At 64.0% G+C, this 21030-nt stretch carries 20 protein-coding genes; 12 read left to right on the forward strand and 8 right to left on the reverse strand.

Annotated features, from left to right (window positions below; genetic code table 11):
- Positions 1-130: 130 nt before the first annotated feature.
- Positions 131-1165 carry an LD-carboxypeptidase gene (locus RT460_RS02315; protein WP_313316916.1) on the forward strand — a complete coding sequence of 345 codons (1035 nt, stop codon included), beginning with the start codon at positions 131-133 and terminating at the stop codon, positions 1163-1165.
- 45 nt (positions 1166-1210) lie between these two features.
- Here the strand turns inward: RT460_RS02315 and RT460_RS02320 are convergent, their stop codons facing one another.
- Positions 1211-2170 (reverse strand): hypothetical protein, encoded by a 960-nt coding sequence (locus RT460_RS02320; RefSeq protein WP_313316917.1) that lies wholly within the window; start codon positions 2168-2170, stop codon positions 1211-1213.
- Positions 2171-2573: 403 nt separating this feature from the next.
- Here RT460_RS02320 and RT460_RS02325 point away from each other — a divergent pair, with 403 nt between their 5' ends.
- The 3 genes from RT460_RS02325 to RT460_RS02335 all read left to right on the forward strand — a co-directional run bounded on the left by RT460_RS02325 (position 2574) and on the right by RT460_RS02335 (position 5502).
- Entirely contained in the window at positions 2574-3533 is a 960-nt protein-coding gene (locus RT460_RS02325) for an MBL fold metallo-hydrolase (RefSeq protein WP_313316918.1), read from the forward strand.
- Between the two features lie 110 nt (positions 3534-3643).
- The gene (locus tag RT460_RS02330; RefSeq protein WP_313316919.1) at positions 3644-4366 is read left to right on the forward strand and encodes a cyclic nucleotide-binding domain-containing protein; all 723 of its coding nucleotides are present in this window, start codon (positions 3644-3646) and stop codon (positions 4364-4366) included.
- Between the two features lie 251 nt (positions 4367-4617).
- Positions 4618-5502 carry an acyltransferase gene (locus RT460_RS02335; RefSeq protein ID WP_313316920.1) on the forward strand — a complete coding sequence of 295 codons (885 nt, stop codon included), beginning with the start codon at positions 4618-4620 and terminating at the stop codon, positions 5500-5502.
- A gap of 66 nt (positions 5503-5568) precedes the next feature.
- Here the strand turns inward: RT460_RS02335 and RT460_RS02340 are convergent, their stop codons facing one another.
- A complete protein-coding gene (locus RT460_RS02340; RefSeq protein ID WP_313316921.1) occupies positions 5569-5940 on the reverse strand; it encodes a glycine zipper 2TM domain-containing protein in 372 nt (123 codons plus the stop codon).
- A gap of 188 nt (positions 5941-6128) precedes the next feature.
- On the opposite strand from RT460_RS02340, the gene RT460_RS02345 reads away from it, so the two are divergent.
- Both RT460_RS02345 and RT460_RS02350 read left to right on the forward strand, forming a co-directional pair.
- Positions 6129-7052, forward strand: a complete 924-nt coding sequence (locus tag RT460_RS02345) for a M14 family metallocarboxypeptidase (RefSeq protein WP_313316923.1) — start codon at positions 6129-6131, stop codon at positions 7050-7052.
- A 106-nt stretch (positions 7053-7158) separates the two neighbouring features.
- Positions 7159-7905, forward strand: a complete 747-nt coding sequence (locus RT460_RS02350) for a transporter (RefSeq protein ID WP_313316924.1) — start codon at positions 7159-7161, stop codon at positions 7903-7905.
- Positions 7906-7916: 11 nt separating this feature from the next.
- Here the strand turns inward: RT460_RS02350 and RT460_RS02355 are convergent, their stop codons facing one another.
- Both RT460_RS02355 and RT460_RS02360 read right to left on the reverse strand, forming a co-directional pair.
- Entirely contained in the window at positions 7917-9056 is a 1140-nt protein-coding gene (locus tag RT460_RS02355) for a hypothetical protein (RefSeq protein ID WP_313316926.1), read from the reverse strand.
- Positions 9057-9163: 107 nt separating this feature from the next.
- Complete coding sequence (locus RT460_RS02360; protein ID WP_313316927.1) at positions 9164-10069, reverse strand: LysR family transcriptional regulator ArgP; 906 nt, start codon at positions 10067-10069, stop codon at positions 9164-9166.
- Between the two features lie 134 nt (positions 10070-10203).
- On the opposite strand from RT460_RS02360, the gene RT460_RS02365 reads away from it, so the two are divergent.
- Positions 10204-10839 (forward strand): LysE family transporter, encoded by a 636-nt coding sequence (locus tag RT460_RS02365; RefSeq protein WP_313316928.1) that lies wholly within the window; start codon positions 10204-10206, stop codon positions 10837-10839.
- 63 nt (positions 10840-10902) lie between these two features.
- On the opposite strand, the gene RT460_RS02370 is transcribed toward RT460_RS02365, so the two are convergent.
- Together RT460_RS02370 and RT460_RS02375 are read right to left on the reverse strand one after the other, a co-directional pair.
- Complete coding sequence (locus RT460_RS02370; RefSeq protein WP_313316929.1) at positions 10903-13635, reverse strand: EAL domain-containing protein; 2733 nt, start codon at positions 13633-13635, stop codon at positions 10903-10905.
- Between the two features lie 224 nt (positions 13636-13859).
- On the reverse strand, positions 13860-14639 hold the full coding sequence (locus tag RT460_RS02375; protein WP_313317074.1) for a PHB depolymerase family esterase: 780 nt from the start codon (positions 14637-14639) through the stop codon (positions 13860-13862).
- Positions 14640-14766: 127 nt separating this feature from the next.
- On the opposite strand from RT460_RS02375, the gene RT460_RS02380 reads away from it, so the two are divergent.
- Positions 14767-15057, forward strand: a complete 291-nt coding sequence (locus RT460_RS02380) for a DUF5640 domain-containing protein (protein WP_313316930.1) — start codon at positions 14767-14769, stop codon at positions 15055-15057.
- Positions 15058-15142: 85 nt separating this feature from the next.
- Positions 15143-16216: an HDOD domain-containing protein gene (locus RT460_RS02385; protein ID WP_313316931.1), complete on the forward strand. Its 1074-nt coding sequence runs from the start codon at positions 15143-15145 to the stop codon at positions 16214-16216.
- Between the two features lie 11 nt (positions 16217-16227).
- Here the strand turns inward: RT460_RS02385 and RT460_RS02390 are convergent, their stop codons facing one another.
- Complete coding sequence (locus RT460_RS02390; protein ID WP_313316932.1) at positions 16228-17799, reverse strand: phospholipase D family protein; 1572 nt, start codon at positions 17797-17799, stop codon at positions 16228-16230.
- 121 nt (positions 17800-17920) lie between these two features.
- Here RT460_RS02390 and sstT point away from each other — a divergent pair, with 121 nt between their 5' ends.
- The 3 genes from sstT to RT460_RS02405 are packed head-to-tail and all read left to right on the forward strand — an operon-like array spanning position 17921 to position 20162.
- Positions 17921-19126 (forward strand): serine/threonine transporter SstT, encoded by a 1206-nt coding sequence (gene sstT / locus RT460_RS02395; RefSeq protein WP_313316933.1) that lies wholly within the window; start codon positions 17921-17923, stop codon positions 19124-19126.
- Positions 19126-19854, forward strand: a complete 729-nt coding sequence (locus RT460_RS02400; RefSeq protein WP_313316934.1) for an AzlC family ABC transporter permease — start codon at positions 19126-19128, stop codon at positions 19852-19854. Before sstT ends, RT460_RS02400 begins: the two co-directional genes overlap by 1 nt.
- Positions 19851-20162, forward strand: a complete 312-nt coding sequence (locus RT460_RS02405) for an AzlD domain-containing protein (RefSeq protein ID WP_313316935.1) — start codon at positions 19851-19853, stop codon at positions 20160-20162. The genes RT460_RS02400 and RT460_RS02405 overlap by 4 nt, the downstream gene beginning before the upstream one ends.
- Before the next feature lie 115 nt (positions 20163-20277).
- Here RT460_RS02405 and RT460_RS02410 read toward each other — a convergent pair whose 3' ends face one another.
- Entirely contained in the window at positions 20278-20988 is a 711-nt protein-coding gene (locus RT460_RS02410) for an rRNA pseudouridine synthase (RefSeq protein WP_313316936.1), read from the reverse strand.
- Positions 20989-21030: the final 42 nt, after the last annotated feature.

A 21030-nucleotide genomic window follows, 5' to 3' on the forward strand; every position in this document is an offset into this window, starting at 1 on the left:
CAGCGCTTCACCTGTAGTGCCGAGCCATGCTCGGCAGAGGCGTTCCCGGTAAAGCCCCAGCCGAGCACGGCTCGGCGCTACCGTCGGCCGCTGTTACTCTTGGGCCAACATCCCGGCAACAGGCAACAACATGGATAGACGGCGTTTCATCGGTGGGGCTGCAGTGGCGGCTGCATTGCCTCTGATCGGCGTGCAGGGCGCGATCGCTGCCACCCACAAGCAACTGCTTGCTGCAGGGCTCAGCAAGGGCGATACGGTGGGGCTGGTGAGCCCCTCCTCGGCCAGCAGCGAGCGGCTCAGTCTGCAACTGGCGCAGGAGGCCATGGAGGCGCTTGGCTTCGTGGTCAAAACCGGTGCGCATTACGCTGCGCGTTATGGCCACCTGGCCGGCACCGATGCCGAACGTGCCGGTGACTTGAACGCCATGTTCGGCGACAAGCAGGTCAAGGCCATCATCTGTGTACGGGGTGGTTCCGGTGCGGCGCGGTTGTTGCCACTGCTCGATTACGATCGTATCCGCGCCAATCCCAAGGTCCTGCTGGGCTACTCGGATATTACCGCCCTGCATTGCGCCATCCAGGCCAAGACCGGGCTGGTTACCTTCCACGGCCAGATTGGCGCAGGCAGCTGGAATCGCTTCAACGTCGATCAGTTTGATCGGCTGTTCTTCAAGCGCGAGCTGATGCAGTACCAGAATCGCAGTGATCCCGATGGCGAACTGGTACCGCGCGAGAATCGCACGCTGACCCTGCGCGGCGGCAAGGCGCAGGGCGAATTGATGGGCGGCAATCTGACCGTGCTCACGGCGTTGGCGGGTTCGCCTTACCTGCCGGATTTCACCGGCAAGATCCTGTTCCTGGAAGATGTATCCGAGGCGCCTTACCGCATCGATCGCATGTTCAGCACCTTGAAGCTGATGGGCGCGCTGGACAAGATCGCCGGTTTCATCTTCGGCGAGTGCAGTGATTGCTTGCCGGGTGATGGCTACGGTTCATTGACCCTGGACCAGATATTCGACGACTACATCCTGCCGCTGAAGATCCCCGCCTACCGCGGTGCGATGATCGGCCATATCAAGGAGCAGTTCATCGTTCCGGTTGGCGGCATGGCAGAGATGGATGCCGATGCCGGTACCTTCCGCTTGCTGCAGCCTGTTCTGGGCTGAGGGACAAGGGACGTGGCGGCACGCCGTCACGTCTCCGGGGCAGGGCTATTCTTCCTCGTCGCCCGCTTCATCATCATCTGCGTCCGGTGCAAGCCACCAGGCGTGTCCATCCTCGCGCGGGGGCAGCGGGTGCTCGCCGGTTTCGATGCCCTCGACACGGCGTCCAGGCTGGCCTTCGGCCCAGTCCTTGAGCAGTTTCTCGACGGATAGCCGGCTCTGTGCGGCGATACCAAGGTTGCGCTCGGGCTGCCACTGGGTGTCGTCGTTGTCGGCGTGGCTATGCGGCGCGTTGTAGCTGCAGCGCAGGCAATAGTGGCGAATGCTGTGTGTCCAGTCCTCGGCGTAACCCAGCCCTGGCGTATTGATGCCCAGCAGTGCCGTCATATCGTCCTTGCTCTGCGCGTGCACGAACACGATGAAGGTCTGGAATTCCGAAGGCGCCAGCCGTTCCAGCTCATTGAATACATGCACGTCGCGCTCGCCGTCGAAACGCGTGCCTGTGGCCGCCCCATCGTGCAGCACGATGTCACCGAAACGATGGCCGCTTTCGGGTAACGGAACATTGAGGATACGCGCGCGTACCGGGTCGACACGGCGCACGAATACGGTTTCACCATTGCCCCAGGGGTTCAGCCGCACTACGGCGATGCCGAAGTTTGCCTCGATGGCACCCTCGCCAGCCGGCACCGCGATATCGCAGGCAGCCCACAATTCACGCACGGTGGTCCATTGCCCCAAGCCGGTGGCGGCGATCGCCGCATTCCAATGCTGGGCCTGGCTGAATGCTTCGGACAGTTCGATGGCCTGCAGGTTGTACTGCAATGATCGCGTCCAATCCATCTGGTACTTGGCGACCAGGCCGCCCATGTAGTGGTAGAACGGATTTTCCGGGTGATGCTGCAGCAGCAACTCGAAATCTTCACCTGCCTGGTTGAGCTTGCCGTCGTCAACAGCGGCATAGGCGCGGTTGTGGATGTGTTCCAGATCGGATGGGTCCGAGGTCATCGCAGGCGGGTTTGGTTTGGAAAGAAGGGGCGCATGATGACATGCGGCACAGGCATCGGCAGGTGATATGAGTTGGCTGCGACCTTGCTGCAGTCCTGTGCCGCGAGGACAGGACTGGGCATTGGCCAGGCTGCTTGGGCAGGTCCGGATGGTGATCAGCGGGTTTCGGCAGATCGCCAATGTTGGGTACGGTGGCGTTGGCGAATCCGCAGCTGTTTCTTGAGGCCTGCCCGGATCAGATGGATGCTTGATGCTGACAAGGCCGTGGTCGACGGCTTTACACGCCACTAACAAGCGCATGGTCAGCATCTGCACCTTGCCGTGGTGATCGCGCCTTGGGCATGTGGCTGCGGTATCTGTTCGAAACGATGTGTGCCTGATGCGGGCTAAACGGAGAATGATGATGGCCGGGAAGAAATGGATGATTGCCACTGCGGTTGGCGCGGTGGCGGTGATGGGGCTCTTGTCTGCCTGCGGGAAGCAGGAGCAGGGCCAGTCCGGTACTGCCACGGGGCCAGCTGCCGCGGTGACGCCGACGGCACCTGAAAGTGTCCAGCAACCCCTGCAGGTTCAGGTGTTCAATCCGGGTGCAAACGGCATCTTCGCGGTGTCCTCCGAGTTGCTGACCGGTGCTACCGAGGCGGTGCTGGTGGATGCGCAGTTCTCCACGGCAGATGCTGCGAAACTGGTCGATATGATCAAGGCGTCCGGCAAGAAGCTGACCACGATCTACATCAGTCACGGCGATCCGGATTTCTACTTCGGGCTTGAGACGCTGCACGCCGCCTTTCCCGATGCGCGGATAGTGGCGACACCGCAGACCATCGCCCATATCCAGGCCAGCAAGGACGACAAGCTGAAGGTATGGGGGCCGCAGCTCGGTGCCAACGCGCCCAGGCAAATAGTGGTGCCGTCGCCGCTGCAGGGTGACACACTGCAGCTGGAAGGGCAGGATCTGAAGGTCATTGGCCTGGCCGGTGCCAGCCCGGAGCGTAGCGCGCTGTGGGTGCCGTCGATCAAGACCGTGATGGGTGGGGTGCTGGTGGACGCGGGCTCGCACGTATTCATGGCCGATACGCAGACGCCACAGTCACACCGGGATTGGTTGACGGCCTTGCAGGCGATCAAGGACCTGGCGCCGACACGTGTTATCCCGGGTCATTACGCGGAGGGCGCGCCGCAGGATCTTGCTGCGGTCGACTTCACTGCAGACTACATCCGCGCCTTCGATGAGGAAGCGGCGAAGGCCAAGGATTCGGCGGCGCTGATTGCCGCGATGAAGCAGCGCTATCCGACACTGGAGGGCGAGTCCTCGCTGGAACTCAGCGCCAAGGTCGCCAAGGGCGAGATGGCCTGGAAGTAAGCGTGCTGCCCAAGCGCTGACCGCCGGCTGTTCAACCACGGCAACGGCGGCCAAGCCCCGCCGCGCACAGGATGATTGCGGGCGGCGAGGGCTTGTTTCATGCTCCGTGCATGGACCTCACCACGTTCTCGCAGTCGGCCCTGTCCACCTATGCGATGGTGGGCCATGCCAGTTACCTGCTGCTGATCCTGTCGATGTTGATGACACGGATGATGTGGCTGCGTGCATTGGCCGTCGCATCGGGCCTGCTCAGCATCACCTACTCGGTGATGATTTCCGACTACGTCAGCGCCACGTGGGAGGTGCTGTTCGTAGCGGTCAATGTGGGGCAGTTGTCCTTGCAGGCCTATCGCAACCGTAATACCCATTTTTCACCGGAAGAGCGTCGGTTCCGTGAGGCGGTGCTACCACTGGTGGAGCCAGCGCAGGCGCGCCGGGTGCTGGCCATCGGCCGATGGTGCGAGGCGGTGGCGGACGAGGTGTTGATCCCGCAGGGTGAGCAGGCCAGCCATATGCTGTTTATCGCCAGCGGTGAGGTGGCCGTCAGCGTGAACGGAAATGTGGTTGGGTGGTGCGGGCCTGGTGCCCTGTCCGCGGAGTTGAGCGTGTTGACCGACATGCCGGCCACCGCCGCCATTACCGCGGTCCAGCCCACTCGATATCTGGCGCTGGAGCGGCATGCGTTGCGCCGTCTTATGGCACGCGAGCCGGATATCGAGCACGCCATTGATCAGTGCTTCCGCAATGACATGCGGCTGAAGCTGAGCGCCGCCAACGAGGCATTGGCCGGGGCCGGCGTTCGTGTGGAAGTGGTACAGACCAGCGTGCGCTGATCGGCAGCGGCTATCGGCCGAAGCCACGGGGCGTGATTGCCGGGGGCGGTATTCGGGCCGGTGGGGTCGGCGGCGCGGATCAGAACAGAGGCGCCGGTACGGGCGGCCGTTTGATCAGGTAGCCGGCAGTTGTGACGTTGATGGGCTTTTGCGCGACGTTGCCGGTCTTTGCACGGTCAAGAACAGGCTAGGGCGGGCCGGTTTTGTTACCCTGTGCTTCTTTGGGTCCACGGGTCGCCCCCGGTATCGCCATGGTTTGGTTGCGTGTTGCTCCGATTCTGCTGTTGATTGCCATCAACACGCTGGCACATTGTCTGCCGCTGTTCGCGGTTGCCTTGTTCAAGGCGATCCTGCCCTTTGCCGCGGTGCGCCGCGCCTGCAATCCCTTGTTGACGGGGCTGGCCGAAAGCTGGATCGGCGTCAACAGCGCGATGATCGGCATGTTTACCTCCACCCGCTTCGATGTGACCGGGGTGAGCGACCTGGAGCGGGACGGCCACTATCTGGTCCTGGCCAACCACCAAAGCTGGGTGGACATCCTGGTGTTGCAGAAGGTTTTCAACCGTCGCATTCCGCTGCTGCGCTTCTTCCTGAAGCGTTCCCTGTTCTGGGTGCCGGTATTGGGCTTGGCGTGGTGGGCGCTGGATTTTCCCTTCATGGGGCGCTACACCCGCAAGCAGATTGCCAAGAACCCCGAGCTGGGGCGGCGCGATATGGAAGTGACGCGCAAGGCCTGCGAGAAATTTGCCAGCATTCCGGTGGCGGTGATGAACTTCGTCGAGGGCACGCGTTTCACCCGTGCCAAGCATGAAGGGCAATCCTCCCCGTTCAAGCACCTGCTCAAGCCCAAGTCCGGCGGCGTGGCCTTCGTGCTCGATGCCATGGGCAAGGGCCTGCATGCCTTGCTGGATGTGACCATCGTCTATCCCAAGGGCATTCCGTCGATGATGGACCTGATGGCCAACCGCTTGCCGGAAGTGAAAGTGCTGGTGCGCAAGCTGCCCATCCCCACTGAATTCATTGGCCGCAATTACCAGGAAGACCGCAACTTCCGCGCCCAGTTCCAGCAATGGATGAATGGCTTGTGGCTGCAGAAGGACGAGGACATCAGCCGGATGCTCGGGCAGCAGCGCTGAGTTGTCATCCGTATTGAAAACAAAGGCCCCGAAAGGGGCCTTTGTCGTCCAGGCAGAGAGGCGGGCTCAGCGGTAGACACGCTCGCAGTGCGTTTCAACCACGCGCTGACCATTACGTTCCTGGTTGCGCCCCTGGACGTTGCGGCCGACCAGTCCACCGGCGACTGCGCCGCCCGCCGTGGCCAGCTTGCGACCGTTGCCGCCACCAATCTGGTTGCCCAGCAAGCCGCCAATCACCGCACCGGTCGCCGTGCCTGCAATGCGGTTGTTGTCACGGGCATTGTTGGCAACTTCTTGCTTGTGGCAGACCACGCGGCTGCCATCGTTGAACCGGCGGCCTTCGTCATTCGGGCCATAGGTCTGTGCATGTGCGCCACTGGCGACGAGCAGGCCCAACGCGGTGACGCTGGAAGCAAGCAGGGGATGGAAAGTTCGCATGGGGGACTCCTTGCAGTGCCGGCGTGCTTTACGCCGTTGTTGGGAGTCCAGCCTGCGCGCGGCCATGCAAATCGGGGATGAAAGTGGCGATTCGGGAGTTGGCAAGTGTTCATGTGCTGCACACCCAGGCCGCAGCTGCGCCCAGGGTGTAGAGTGCCCGCCACTATTCACTCGCATGAGATCCGCGCATGAACGCTACGACCGCTTTCTACCCTGTAGGCACGCCTGGCCAACCGTGGGGAGCCGCCGAGCGGGCACAGTGGCTCGCACGCCAACGCGTCCAGCGCAGCTACCACGATGAGGTGGTGGTCAAGGTGGATACGCTGCGGGAGCGCTTTGATGTTTCCCAGTACGGTGAGCTGGACTATCCATCCGGTCGTTACCCGCTGTTCGCGGTGCGCAGCCGTCGCTGGGACGAGGCATTGCCGGTGATGTTGGTGACCGGCGGCGTGCACGGTTATGAAACAAGCGGCGTGCAGGGGGCACTGCAGTTCATTGATCAGCATGCGGCCGACTATGCCGGTCGCTGCAACCTGCTGGTGGCGCCCTGTGTCAGCCCTTGGGGTTATGAACGCGTGCAGCGCTGGAACGCGCAGGCATTGGACCCGAACCGCTCGTTCGTGCCAAACAGCCCGGCACAGGAGTCGGCAGCGTTGATGGCGCTGGTCGCCCCGTACAAGGGCCGGGTGCTGATGCATATCGACCTGCACGAGACCACCGATACCGACGAAAGCGAGTTCCGCCCGGCGTTGGCCGCGCGCGACGGCAAGCCCTTCGAGCCGGGGGAGATCCCGGACGGCTTCTATCTGGTGGATGACACCGAGAACCAGCAGCCGCAGTTCCAGCAGGCGGTCAACGCCGAGGTCGCCAAGGTGACCCATCTGGCGCCGGCCGATGCGCAGGGCCAGATCATCGGTTCGCCGGTGGTTGCCGAGGCGGTCATCGAGTACCCGCTGAAGGCGCTGGGCCTGTGCGCCAGCATCAGTGGGGCGCGCTATACAACCACCACCGAAGTCTATCCGGACAGTCCCAAGGCGACTCCGCAGCAGTGCAATGATGCGCAGGTTGCCGCGGTGCGGGGGGCGTTGGACTATGCCCTGACGCAGCACTGAGCTACGGCTTCTGCAATAGATGCAGTGCGCGCCCGGCAGTTGTGCGGGGCGCGTCACCCGATGCACTTTCACGCGGTGTCGGCGCGCGGCTGGTGAGCATGGCGGCATGAAAACGTCATTGGTTGTCCTGCTTGCGTGCCTTCCCGTCTTCGCTCATGCCGAAGATGCGCCGGAATACGACCGTCCCGGCATCGGCTTTTCCACCAGTACCGTGGGGCGGGGCGTTTTCGCCTGGGAGCAGGGCTTGCCCGATGGCAGCCAGGATCGCAGTGGCGGTGTCAGCACCCGGCAATGGACAGCCACGACGCTCCTGCGCTTGGGGCTGGGAGAGACCACGGAGGTGCAGCTTGGCGCCGATAGTTGGAGTCGGTTACGGATACGCGGCAACGGCGCAGGTGAGCGCGATGACGGTGGCGGCGATGGCAGCATCGCGCTGAAGTGGGCGCCGGTACTGGCCGATGACCGCATCTCCGTTGCTTTCAAAGTCGGTACGACGCTGCCATGGGGCAAATCACCGCTGGGCGACAACGGTCGCGATCATGACGTCGGCGTCAGCTGGGGCCTGGATCTGGGCGAAGAACGCGCCTTGGCGCTCTACGCCGACCGGCAATGGGGCGATAGCGGCACCGGCTGGTTGTTCTCCCCCAGCTTCAGTTTTCCGTTGGCCCAACAGGTGTCGGCCTACGTCGAGGGTGGTTACGGCACCGGCGCGCAGTACATGCGTGCGGCCGGTGCCGGTGTTACCTGGATGGCGACCCCGCGCCTGCAGCTTGATGCCTCGCTGTTGCGCGGACTGGATGCAGACACCACTGACTGGCAGGGCGGGATAGGGCTATCGTTGTACTTCGATTGAACTGCGCATCTTCAGCGATTTGTCGCCGGGCCGTACACGCCGCTGTAGCCTGACGCACAATTCGTGCTGCAGTCGCTGGTGAGCATGTTGCGCACGATCAAGCCAGCGTTGTTCTTGGAACGGAAGTGGCCTACGCCATTGCTGGTATCGCCGCCGCCGTAGTTGTAGGGGCTGCCATCGCTCCAGTCCCAATCGAAGCTATAGGCGCTGCTGCCTGCACCGACATCCACCTGGGCATAGACATTGGTGGCGCTGTTGAACAGTGCGCCGTCGGCACAGCCCGCGCTGTAGCTGGTGGTGAAGCAATGCACCTGGTCGCGCGAACCGGCGGTGATGGTGTAGAAGCGGATACCGCTGTAGCTGGCCGGAAACGTGCGCAGGCTGCCGCTGCCACTGCCGGTCCAGCGGTTGTAGCCGTAGTAGGTGATGCCGGTGCTGGGATAAAGGCCGAAGGTGTAATAGGTATACGGATAGACATAGGCCTCGGCATTGCAGGTCGGCGCCAACGCGGACTGGTAGCCGGTACTGCGGCAGGTCTGCAGCCCACGCAGGCCTCCGCCGATGTTGATGAAGCGGCGGATGCTGGCCTGGTTGCCGCTGTACTTGATCATTGCCAGGGCCATGGTGGAGCCCAGTGAGTGGGTCACGATGTCCACCTGGCTTTTGCCGGTGTAAGCCTTGACCTTGTCGATGAAGGTCTTGAGCACTTGGTAGGTAGCCGGCGAGTGGTAGTTGTACTGCGGCGCAGCGCGCTCACTGGCAGAGAGGTAGGTGATGCCGAACAGCTCGCAATCGTTGTAACCGGCGGTCTTGAGCTCGGCATACATCGATCGCGGCGGCGTGGTGTAACCGCTGACCGCACCGGCGGGCATGTCGAAGCTGATGGCGCTGTCGCCGTTGCCGGGGATGAACACCACCGGCGTCCTGGTGGCCGTGCAGCTGCCGCCACCAAAGCCACCCTGGCCAACGCCCGGGCTGAAGCCGCCCGCGTACTGGTTTGCGGTGCCGCTGCAGGTGTAGCCGTTGTTGCTGCCGCAGTCCAAGGCCTGGGCTTTGCCGGGCATCATCAACAGCATGGCGCTGGCCAGCGGTGCGGCCAGCGCGGCAAACAGCCACGAAGAAACAACAGGGACAGACCGAAGGATCGACATCTGGCGGCTCCTGGCAGGTTACGTTGGAATTGCACCAGCATCCGCCCGGGCCTGCGTGGCCGTCAGTGTCCTTTAGGGAAACTTGCACTGCAGCAAGCGCCGGCCGGCTAGCGGCGCTTGCGCACCAGTGAGGTTGATGCCTGCAGGATGGCGCGGGTCAACAATGCCATCGTCTTTACCTCGCCCTTCCAGTGCTGCCAGTACAAGGGCACGTCTTCCCACGCGCGCGCCTTGACGTAGACAAGTCGGCCGCTTTCCAGATGCCGCCGCACCAGCGGCAGCGGATTCATGGTCCATCCCAACCCGCCGAGGTTGGCATGGACAAAGGCGCGGGTGGAGGGGATCCACCAGGTGGGCGCGTTATGCGGCTGCTCGACGCCGGCCAAACGTCGCGCGTAGCGGGCCTGCATGTCGTCCTTGCGGTTGAACACCAGCACCGGTGCCTGCGCCAGTGCCTGGGCCGTAACGCCCTTGGCGAAATGGCGGGCATGGAACTCGGGGGTGCAGGTGGCGGCGTAGCGGATGCTGCCCAGTGCATGGATCTGGCAGCCCTGGACAGGCTCGGACAGGGTGGTTACTGCACCCAGCACCGCTCCTTGCCGCAGCAGGGCAACGGTATGGTCCTGGTCTTCGGTATGCAGGTCCAGGGTGGTGGAGGTGCTTTGCGAAAAGCGCTGCACGGCCTCGGGAAACCAGGTTTCCATGCTGTCGTGGTTGACCGCGACGGCGATGCTGGCGCGTGGCAGTTCGGCGTCGGAGATGCCGATGCGTTCGAAGGCATCGCGTTCCAGCAGGGCGGTCTGCTCGGCCAGCTGTACCAGCACTTGGCCCTCCGGGGTCGCCTCGGTGGGGATGGTGCGCTTGATCAACAGTTTGCCGACCCTGTCCTCCAGTGCCTTGATCCGCTGCGAGACCGCAGAGGAGGTGACGTTGAGGGAAAGCGCGGCGCGCTCGAAGCTGCCTTCGCGGATGACCGCGGCCAGGGCCCGCAGCTGGGCATGGTCGATGCGCATATTAAGTTCTACTAAAGATGGTTAACGAAGTTTAGCTCTACTTTTTGATGCTGCATTGCGACAATTGCCGCGTCCGGACGTACCGGTGGGTCCACCCGCTGCGTCCTCCCCCCAGGTAACAAGGTTTCTGCCCCATGTTTTCGCTTATTTCCGCCCAAGCTGCCGGCAGTGCCTGGCTCAGTGGTGCCGGCATCGGTATCGGTCTGTTCGCCATCGTCGGCGCGCAGAGTGCGTTCATCCTGCGCCAGGGCATCCTGCGCCAGCACGTGATCCCGATCATCGCCACCTGCTTTGCGATCGATGCCACCTTCATCCTTGCCAGTGTGACTGGCCTGCGTCGCCTGACTGACCAGCTGCCGTGGCTGACCACGGTGCTGCTGTGGGGTGGCGTGGCATTCCTGACCTGGTATGCGTTGCAGTCGGCGCGGCGTGCGGTTGCCGGTGGCGGTGGCATGAAGCTGGATGACAGCGGCACCCAGTCGTTGCGGGCAGCGCTGATGGCGGCGGCGGGCTTTTCGATCATCAATCCGCATTTCTGGCTGGACATGATGGTGATCGGCTCCATTGCCGACAATTTCGGTGACTCGCGCATGGCATTTGCGGCCGGCGTGGTCACTGCCAGTGGCGTTTGGCTGACGGTACAGGGCCTGGGTGCCCGCCTGTTGGCACCGTTGTTCACCAAGCCGTCCACCTGGCGGATCCTGGACGGCACCATCGCGGTGATCCTGAGCGTGCTGGCCTTGACCCTGGCGATCCGAGGGGTCAACTGAGCGACCCACGGACCAGGCCGGCGGTCGTGTCGCCGCCAGCCTCGTGCACCGTCCAAGCGGTGGCTACTTGCCCATGTTCCAGCGCGCCGGCCAGTCGTGCAGGAACGCCTCCACGCGTGACAAGGGCATGGGCCGGCCAAAGACATAGCCCTGACCTTCGGCGCAGTGTTCTTCCTTGAGCTGGGCCAGTTGCGCGTGGGTTTCGACACCTTCGATGGTGGCGGTGATGCCCAACTTGGCGCACAGGTGTGACACCGCACCAATGATCGCGCTGCCCTGGCTTTGTTCGCCCAGGTCGCGGATGAACGACTTGTCGATCTTGACCTTGTCGAACGGGAACGCACGCAGGTAGCCGAGCGAGGAGTAGCCGGTGCCGAAATCGTCCATCACGATCGAGACCCCGGCCATCTTCAGTCGCAGCAGGTGTGCCGAGGCGGCCTGGATGTTGGCGATCAGTGCGTTCTCGGTGATCTCCAGCTCCAGTCGCGACGGCGCCAGGCCGGCAGCGGCCAGGGCCTGCTCCACGGTCTGGGCCAGGTCCGGTTGGGCCAACTGCGAGACGGACAGATTGACTGCCACCTTCATGTCTTCGGACCAGCCCACCGCATCGCGGCTGGCCTGGCGCAACACCCAGTTGCCCAGCGGCACCATCAGCCCGATGTCCTCGGCCAGGGCCAGGAATTGGCTGGGGTCCAGCAGCCCGCGCTGTGGGTGGTTCCAGCGCAGCAAGGCTTCGAAGCCGGTGACGCGACGTTGCAGCAGATCCACCAGCGGTTGGTAGTGCAGCTCGAACTGCTGCTCCTGCAAGCCGGTACGCAGCTCCGTTTCCAGTTTGCGCCGGCGTTGCATGCGGGTGTCCATTTCGGTCTCGAAGAAGCGATAGCAGCCGCGGCCTTCCTCTTTCGCGCGGTACAGCGCCAGGTCCGCATTGCGCATCAATTTGTCCGCGGCATCGGCCTGGGCATCGATCAATACGATGCCGATGCTGGTACCGATGACCAGTTGGTGGCCATCCAGCTCGAAAGGTCGCCCCAGCACGTCCACCAGGCGCGTTGCCAGCGAAGAGGCGGCTTCCGGTGCACGCGCTTCCGGCGCCATCAGCACCGCGAACTCGTCGCCACCCAGGCGAGATACCACATCGTTCTCACGCACGCTGCCCAGTATCCGGTGCGCCACTTCCTGCAACAGACGGTCACCGATGGGATGGCCCAGCGTGTCGTTGACTTCCTTGAAACGGTCCAGGTCGAGCAGCAACAGGGCGCTGGCATGGCCCCGGTGGGCTGCGGCCAGTGCATGGCCCAGCTTGTCGAACAGCAGGCTGCGATTGGGCAGCGTGGTCAGCGGGTCGTGCTGGGCGAGATAGGTGATGTGTGCCTGTGCCTGCCGGCGCGCATCGACGTCCTCCAGCACGCCTGCCCAATGGCTGTTGTCCCTGCCTACCGGTGCCCCGCGGGCGCGCAACCAGCGCCACTTGCCGTACAGGTCCAACACCCTGAACTCCACATCCAAGGGCGCACCATGGGTGAAGCTCTGTTCAAGTGCGATCTCGATCTGCGGCAGGTCGTCTTCGCTGACCCGTCGCAACCAGCCCTTGCCCAAAGCGGCCTCGTCGGGTTGGCCGGTCAGCTCGCGCCAGCCGGTGGCCGAACGCACGGTGCCATTGCGGTCGGATTCCCAGAGCACCAGGGCGCCGGCCTCGGCCACGGCGCGATAGCGTTGTTCGCTGGTCTTCAGGCTGCGGGCCAGGTCGCGCGCCTCGTCCGCGCTTTTCTTGAGCGCGTTGACGGTGTCGTTGAGGCTGTCCTGCAGGCTGCGGACCTCGCGGATGGTGGATGCGGGCATTTCGGCCGAAGGGACGTCGTTGGCGACCACGCTGCGCCCGCGCTGGGCCAGGGCCCGGATCGGCAGCAGGATGCCGCGGGCGACCGCATTGGCGGAGAACAAGGCGATCACCGCGGCCAGCACGCCGCCAAGGATGATCCCCAGCAAAGGCCGTTGCCAACGCGCCTGGAAGCTCTGCTGCGGCTCCCCCACCACCAGCGCCCAGCCGGGCGCGGCCTGCAACAGGTTGAAGGCGAAGATGACCTTCTGCCCTTCCTTGGTGCTGGCATTGAACAGGCCCGAGCGTCCGCCTGCACGCTGTAGCGCGTCCCAATCCGGAACCGGCTTGCCGATGTAACGCTCCGGCGAGCGCGAGCGGGCAGCGATCACGCCGTTCCCGTCGACCACTGCCACCAACAGGCTCTGGTCGCTGCCGGAGCGCAGCACGGTATTGATCAGGCGATTGGAGGGTTGGACCATTGCCAGCACATGCGAGCGCCCATCGCTGTCCTGGAAGGGAAGGGCAATGGCGACTTCGGGAGTGGCGGTGTCAGCGCGCGAAAACAGGTTTGATACCTGTACCTTGCCGGTGCGACGTGCTTCCCGCAGCAGGGTCGGTGGCAATGCCAATGCCTGCGCGGAATCGTCGGCAATCAGGGTGATATCGGGGTTGTCGGCAACCCAGCGCTGCAGCTGCGGTGCCGATGCCTGCGCCTCCGGCGCCAGCACCGACAGCAGACGCAGCTGGTTGATGTTGTCTTCCACCCCCTGATCCACGCCGCGAGCGAGGGCGATGGCGGTTTCCTGCAGGCGTTGTTCGGAGTTCTGCCGGTAGTCGCGGGCGGCGGTCCAGACAGTGATCGCGCCGATGACCAGCAATGGCAGCAGGGCTGCAAGGATCAACAGGTGCAGACGGGAATGGAGGCTGCGTAGACGCTCGGTCTGTTGTGGAACTGGAGCTGCGCTGATCGACAAACCAAAAACCTCCGATGCCCTTGGACATGGCGCTTGGACATCGGCTGGCGCCATGGCGGTGGACCTACTGTGCCCACCACTATGAACGCTGTTATTGCACGAACTCAGGGCGGGTGGAAGACGCTGCTCAGGACTTACGGGCGTAAAAAAATGGAGAAATCCCAGCCACGTAATCGCAATTCTGTGATTGCGTGATTCAAGTCACGCAACCGCTGATGGCTGGGTCACGGTAGCCGTTGGGCGAACAACCACGTCCACATGGCCGGGTTGCGGTAGGTCGGGTCCCAGGCGTTGTGATTGGTGTCGGGGTATTCGGTGTAGCGGAAGCCTGCGCCCAGGCGCGTGCTGGCTGCGGCCAAGGCACGGTCGTCATGGGTGGGTACCAGGTCATCAAGGGCGCCGTGGAATATCCAGGTGGGAACATGGCGTAGCCGGATGACGGTAGCGGTGTAGGGGTCAGCGCTGCCGGCAACCTGGTCCACCAGCAGGCCTGCCCGCTCTTCGCGCGGCGCCAGCAGCGCGCCGCAGATCGGGACCAGGGCAGCAAACTGGTCGGGGCGGGTAAGCGCCAGCTCCCAGCTGCCATAACCGCCCATCGACAAGCCGGTCAGGTAGATGCGTTTCGGGTCGGCGTGAAATTCCTCGCGGGCACTGTCCAGTACCGCCAACGCCATGCGTGCGTTGCGACCGCGCCATTCTTCGTTCTCGGGCACCTGCGGAAATACCACCAGCGCCGGAAAGCTGTCCATGTTCTGTTTCAGCCATGGACCCACGCCAGCCTCGGTGGGCTTGATGCCGTCGTCACCGCGTTCGCCTGATCCATGCAGGAACAACACCAATGGCAGCGGCTGCGTCGCGCTGGCAGCTGGAATGAACACCTGGTACCGGTACGCATGCCCTTCAACGGTAATTTCGCGGGCGACGAAATGGCCGCCGCCGGAGGCCGGGGCAGCAAGGGCGGGGGTAGCTGGAGCGAAGATCAGCAATACGGCTGCAAGCAACATCGCACGACGCATGGGACAACTCCCGATGGGCAGGCTGCAAGCCTAACGCAGGTGATGGGGCCAGATCGTCCGGGTATGCCAGAATTGGGTGATCGGGCGGCCACGGTGGCAGCCTTGGGAGCCTGGCATGAAGAAGTGGTTGGTCCTTGTACTGGTGATGTTGCTGGCCGGCTGCAGCCAAGGGCTCAGCGGGACCTGGAGCGATGCCATGGGCATGGTCAGCTATACCTTCCAGCGCGATGGCAATGTCACCGTGGAGATGCTGGGCAAGGCCCAGCAGACGACCTATACGCGTGAAGAGGACAGCTTGAAGGTCAAGGTGCCCGGTACCCAGTCCGAAGCCGTCGAGTTCAAGGTCAATGCGGATGGCTCGCTGCAGGGGCCGATGGGCGTACGCCTGCAGAAACAGGAGAAGTGACCGCGCGCTGGCGCCGGCAGGGGCGCAGCACGGTTAAAGGTCTGCAGATGTCGGCCGTTATTTCTGGCAGTTTTTCGTAGATGGCGTGGCCGTGATCGGCATGGTGATCCTTTCCTCGTTGGTGGCGGGCCTGCTGGTTGGCGGGTGCGCCTGGCTGTGGCTGCGACGCTCGCCGCAACAGGTGGGCATGCACCCACGTGCGCGCATCCATCCTGCGGTCGTCCAGGAGACGGCAGCTGTCGAGGTGGAGGTGCCCGTCGCGGACATGCTGCAGCGGCGTTTTCTATTGCTTGCACTGGGTGTTGAATCACCGGCGGTGGATGGACTGCGGGTACAGCGTGCCGTGGTTGATGACGTGATTGCCGCACTGACGCGCGCTGACCTGTCTTCCCGGTACACCCCGCGCCGGCCCAACCTGTTGCCGCAGTTGATCCAGAGCGTCAACGACAGCACGGCATCTTCGCGCTCGATTGCCCGCATCATCGGCAGCGATGCGGTATTGGCAGCAACCTTGCTGCGTATCGCCAACAGCGCGCTGTACCGGCTGCAAGGCCAGGATGTGCAAAGCATCGAGCGGGCGGTGACGCTGATCGGCAACGACGGTATCCGCCAGATCATCTCCGCTGCGCTGGTGCAGCCGGTGATGGAGTCCAACAACGGGATGGATGCGCGTTTCTCGACGTTGTTGTGGGAGTACACCTTGCGCGTGTCCTTGGCCGCAGCTGACCATGCGCGCAGCATCGAGCGCGAAGATGGCTTTGCCGCACAGCTGGCGGGCTTGCTGCTGGGGTTGGGCGCTGCCTTGACCATGCAGGCCAGCGCCGACGTTCTGGCCCGGCCACCGCTGCGGGTGCGGGAGCCCGGCACCTTGCTGGAGCTGTTGGAGCGCTGTAGCGCACCGACTGCCGAGCGTATCGCCCTGCACTGGAAGCTCGCCCCGGCCATGGTGCAGGCGCTGCGCCAAGTGGGTGATGCGGCCCCCGCAGGCCTGGCGCGTTCGCTGCAGGTAGGGCAACTGGCCGCCAGTGCGGCGATGTTGCACGCTCAGGGGCAATTGCAGGAAGCCGAGGCCGTGGCTGCGCTGTCAGCGCAGCTGCCCGAGCATGTCGCTACCTGGTTGTGGAAGCGGGTGAGCCAGCACGATAGCGGGCGCGTTTGAAGGCTGCCGCGCTAGAGCTGTGATTCCAGCGGCAGCCAGCTGATCACGCGCGTGCCTGCACGTTGCAGGAAGCGTGTGTCAGGCTCGGTGCGCAGGCTGATCGGCGTTGGTCCGCTGCGGTCCAGCCAACGCAGTTCCCAGTCCTTGTTCAGATACACCCAGTAACTCAGCTCGGGGCCGGACAAGCGTAGGTACTCCTCGCGCAGGCGCTGCGCCAGCACCGCATCGTCAAATACCGCGCCCATCTCGGTGTTGAGGTAGGCCGAGCGTGGGTCGAGGTTGAACGAGCCGACGAATCCACGCTGGTCATCCACCACGAATGCCTTGGTATGAAGACTGGCGCCGCTGCTGCCAAAGGTTGAGGCCTTGCTGGCATGGCCATGCGAGCGCAGTTCATACAGCTGCACGCCGCCGGCCAGCAATGGCCGCCGGTAGTGCATGTAACCGCTATGCACTGCGGCCACGTCGTTGGCGGCCAGGGAATTGGTCACGATGCCGACCTGTACGCCGCTCTTTGCCTGCGCGATCAAGGCTTTGGTACCGGCCGCACCGGGCACGAAATAGGGCGAAATCAACAGCGAACGATGTTTCGCGCTGCCCAGTATCTGTGCCAGATGGCTGACCAGCCAGTCGCGGGTATCGCCACCGCTGGGTTTGCGCGGCGGGTCGGAGAGGATCTGCACCTTGTCGGTCCAGTGCAGGCTCAGCTGCTGGCTCAGGTAGGCATCGCTGAGCCTTGCGCGGACGCGTTGCAGATAGGGCACGGCTTCCTGCTTGCGGGCATCGCGCTCGGCCTGGCTGATGAAGTTGGCCAACTGCTGGTTGGTGCTGTAATGCAGGGCGGCGATGGGCACCACGGCGTCGCTGTTCCAGAAGCTGTCGAAGACCTTGCTGGCATCATTGGCGACAGGCCCGGCCAACAGCAGGTCGAGATCGCGGAAGTTCACGTCCGGACGCGCGTCGAAATACTCGGCGCCGATGTTGCGGCCACCAACAATGGCCACCCGGCCATCGGCGATCCACGCCTTGTTGTGCATGCGATGGTTGATGCTGAACGCGCGTTGCACCATCTCCACCAACCGCCACAGTCCGTCGCGGTTGCGGAACGGGTTGTACAGGCGGATCTCGATGTTGGGGTGGTTGTCCAGCGCCAGCATCTGTGGGTCCAGCCCGGCGGCATTCATGTCATCGAGCAGCAGGCGCACCCGTACACCGCGTTCGGCCGCCTCATGGACATCATGTGCCAGCAGATGCCCGAGCATGTCGTCGTGCCACATGTAGTACTGCAGGTCCAGGCTGCGCCCAGCCTGCTGGGTGATGATGGACCGCGCGGCGAAGGCATCCAGCCCGTCGGACAGGTAGACCGCACCGCTTTGCCCCGGGTGAGCGCTCAACAGTGGCGCCAACTGCCGGTCGATCAGGGTCTGGCCCGCCTGCACCGGCAATGCCTGCGAGGGTGTACCAACCGCCTTCGGGGTCAGGTGGTCCCCCAGCAGCAGGCCGCTGCCGATCAGCAGCACGACGGCAGCAAGCACATAGGCGAAAAAGCGGAGCAGCCTTCCGGGGCGATGCGGTTTATTCATGCGTGCATCCTAGCCGGGTTCCCTGTTTGGCTGCATTTTGTCCGGTTTCATGACCTTCCGGGGGTGCGGCTGGCGGCCCGCTTGGGCGAGAATCGGGGTTTGCGCTTGCCTGGGCCCTGCAATGACCGAAGCTTCCCCCTCTTTCCGCGCGCCGAGTCTGGTGGTGCAGATTGTCATCGGCCTGATCGCCGGCATCGTGCTGGCAATGCTGTGGCCAACCGGTGCCGCCGCCGTGGGCCTGTTGGGCACGGTGTTCATTTCTGCGTTGAAGGCCGTAGCGCCGGTGCTGGTACTGGTGCTGGTGATGGCATCCATTGCCAACCATCAGCATGGCCAGAAGACCCACATCCGCAAGATCCTGGCGTTGTACGTGATCGGCACGTTGGCTGCCGCCCTGGTCGGCGTCGGGGCCAGTTTCCTGTTTCCCAGCACGCTGACGCTGAAGGCGGCCGAAGGCACGATGAGCGCTCCGGGAGGTATCGGCGAGGTATTGAAGACCTTGCTGATGCAGATCGTCGACAACCCGGTGCATGCGCTGCTCAACGCGAACTACATCGGCCTGTTGGCCTGGGCGGTTGGTCTGGGCCTGGCCCTGCGTCATGCCAGCCAGGGCACGCGGACCGTGGTCAATGATCTGTCCAACGCCGTCACCTGGGTGGTGCGGCTGGTGATCAAGCTGGCACCGTTGGGCGTTTTCGGCATCGTGGCCTCGCTGCTGGCCGAATCCGGGCTGGGGGCATTGAAGGACTATCTGCATCTGCTGGCAGTGCTGGTGGGGGCGATGCTGTTCATGGCCTTTGTCGGTAACCCGCTGATCGTGGCCGTGGTCACCCGTCGCAACCCTTACCCGCTGGTGCTGCGCTGCCTGCGCGAGAGCGGCATCACCGCGTTCTTTACCCGTTCCTCGGCGGCCAACATCCCGGTCAACATGGAACTGTGCCGCAAGCTGGGGCTGCATGAAGAAACCTATTCGGTGGCCATCCCGTTGGGGGCGACCATCAACATGGCCGGTGCTGCGATCACCATTTCGGTGCTGAGCCTGGCGGCGGTGCATACGCTTGGATACCCGGTGGATCTGCCCACTGCGTTGCTGCTCAGTGTGGTTGCCGCGATTGGTGCCTGCGGCGCATCCGGGGTGCCCGGTGGTTCACTGATGCTGATTCCGCTGGCCTGCGGTCTGTTTGGTATTTCGAACGATATCGCCATGCAGGTGGTAGGCGTGGGCTTCATCGTTGGCGTGGTGCAGGATTCGGCCGAGACTGCGTTGAACTCGTCCACCGACGTGGTATTTGTCGCCGCCGCTGAGCAGGCGCGCGGGCGCGGTTGATGGGCAGGGCTGCACGCTTCACGCCAGCGGTACGCATCGGCGTCTCCATCGCGGTGGCAACGGGCCTGTACGGCATTTCTTTTGGTGCCTTGGCGGTGGCCTCGGGCTTCAGCGTGGCGCAGACGGTTGCGTTGAGCCTGTTGATGTTCACCGGCGGCTCGCAGTTCGCCTTCATCGGTGTGGTCGGTGCCGGCGGCGCGGGGGCGGCTGCATTTGGCGCCGCGACCTTGCTGGGTGTCCGCAATGCGGTGTACGGCGCGCAGATCAATCGCATGTTGCGCCCGCGTGGCTGGCTCAAGCCGGTGGCCGCACACGTGACCATCGACGAGTCGGCGGCGACGGCCGCCAGCCAGAGCGAGCCGCAGGAACAGCGCCGCGGCTTCTGGGTTGCAGGGCTGGGCGTCTACGTGTGTTGGAACCTGTTTACTCTGCTGGGCGCATTGCTGGGTGATGCGTTGGGCGATCCACGCCAGTGGGGCCTGGATGGCGCAGCGGTGGCGGCGTTCCTGGGCTTGTTGTGGCCGCGGCTGCGGTCGCGCGAGCCGGTCGCCATTGCGTTGGTCTGCGCCTTGGTGACGGTGCTGTCCTTGCCGTGGGTGCCGGCGGGTGTGCCTATCCTGCTGGCAGCTGCCGTGGCTGCGGTGTGGGGCTGGTACGGCAAGGGGCCTGCGGATGAAGGCCTGGAGCCGGATGTCGATCCCAACGCAAAATCGGAATCCATGCCATGACGCTATGGGTATGGATCGCATTGGCTTGCGTGGCAGCGTGGGCGCTCAAGTTCGCCGGCTATCTGGTGCCGGTGCGCTGGCTGGAGTCGCCGAGGATGAATCGTGTGGCTGGCTGCCTGACGATAGGCCTGCTGGCGTCATTGACCACCATGAATGCCGTTTCGGCCGGGCAGGGGCTGGCCTTCGACGCGCGCATGGCTGCCGTAATCGCAGCTGCCGTGGCGCTGATGCTGCGGCTGCCGTTTCTGGTCGTGGTGATCGTGGGGGCCGCAGCGGCGGCGTTGCTGCGGATGGCTGGAGCGGCGTAAGCCGTGGAACCCGTGATTCACGGGCAACGCATTGCGCGCCGTTCCGCGGTGTCGGTTGCGGCGGTCACCGACGTTGCTGCCAGCTTCGCCGCGCATGCCGCTCTTGCGATTTGAATCAGAACTTCTGATCGGTGGCCAGATAACGCCACTGGCCTTCAGGCATCTTGCTCAGGCCGACACGGCCGATGCGCAGGCGGCGGATCTGCTCCGCCTTCAGGCCAACCTGGCTGCACATGAAGCTTATTTGCCCCAGGCGCACATCCTTGATCGCGAAGCGCAAACGCTGCTCGCTCTGCCAGCTGATCTTGGCCTGCGGCAGGCCGCGGCCTTCATAGACCAGGCCGTGGGTGAGCTTGGGCATGGCCCACGGGCTGGGTTCGCCGCTGACTTCGACCACGAACTCCTGCTCCAGGCTGGAACCGGATTCGAGCAGGTGGCGGCGCACGCGCCAATCCTGGGTCAGTACCACCAGACCGCTGGCGGCATCGTCCAGCGGCATCAGATAGTCCAGGCGCTGGAAATGACGGCGCAGCGGGCGGATGCCGGAAGCGTCGTCGGCAAAACGGTTGTCGTCGCTCAGCAAGGCGACCAGTTGCTCGGCGCTGCAGCCGGCCGGCTTGTTGATCAAAAAGGTGGCCGCTTCGGCCGCTTCAGTGCTGCCCTCGGCGGCCAGGGTGATGATTTCCTCGGTCACCATCGTCTGCGGGGTTTCCACCACCACGCCATCGACGCTGATCCAGCCGCCTTCGATGTACTGCTGGGCCTGCGAGCGCGAGCACTGCAGCTGCGCGGCAACGCGCTTGTCGAGACGGATCGGGGTGGTCATGGCATCACAGGGTTCTACGAAGGCCGGGGAGTGTAGCGCCGT

It is taken from the genome of Stenotrophomonas sp. (assembly GCF_032061965.1).
In the GTDB taxonomy this organism is placed as follows: domain Bacteria; phylum Pseudomonadota; class Gammaproteobacteria; order Xanthomonadales; family Xanthomonadaceae; genus Stenotrophomonas.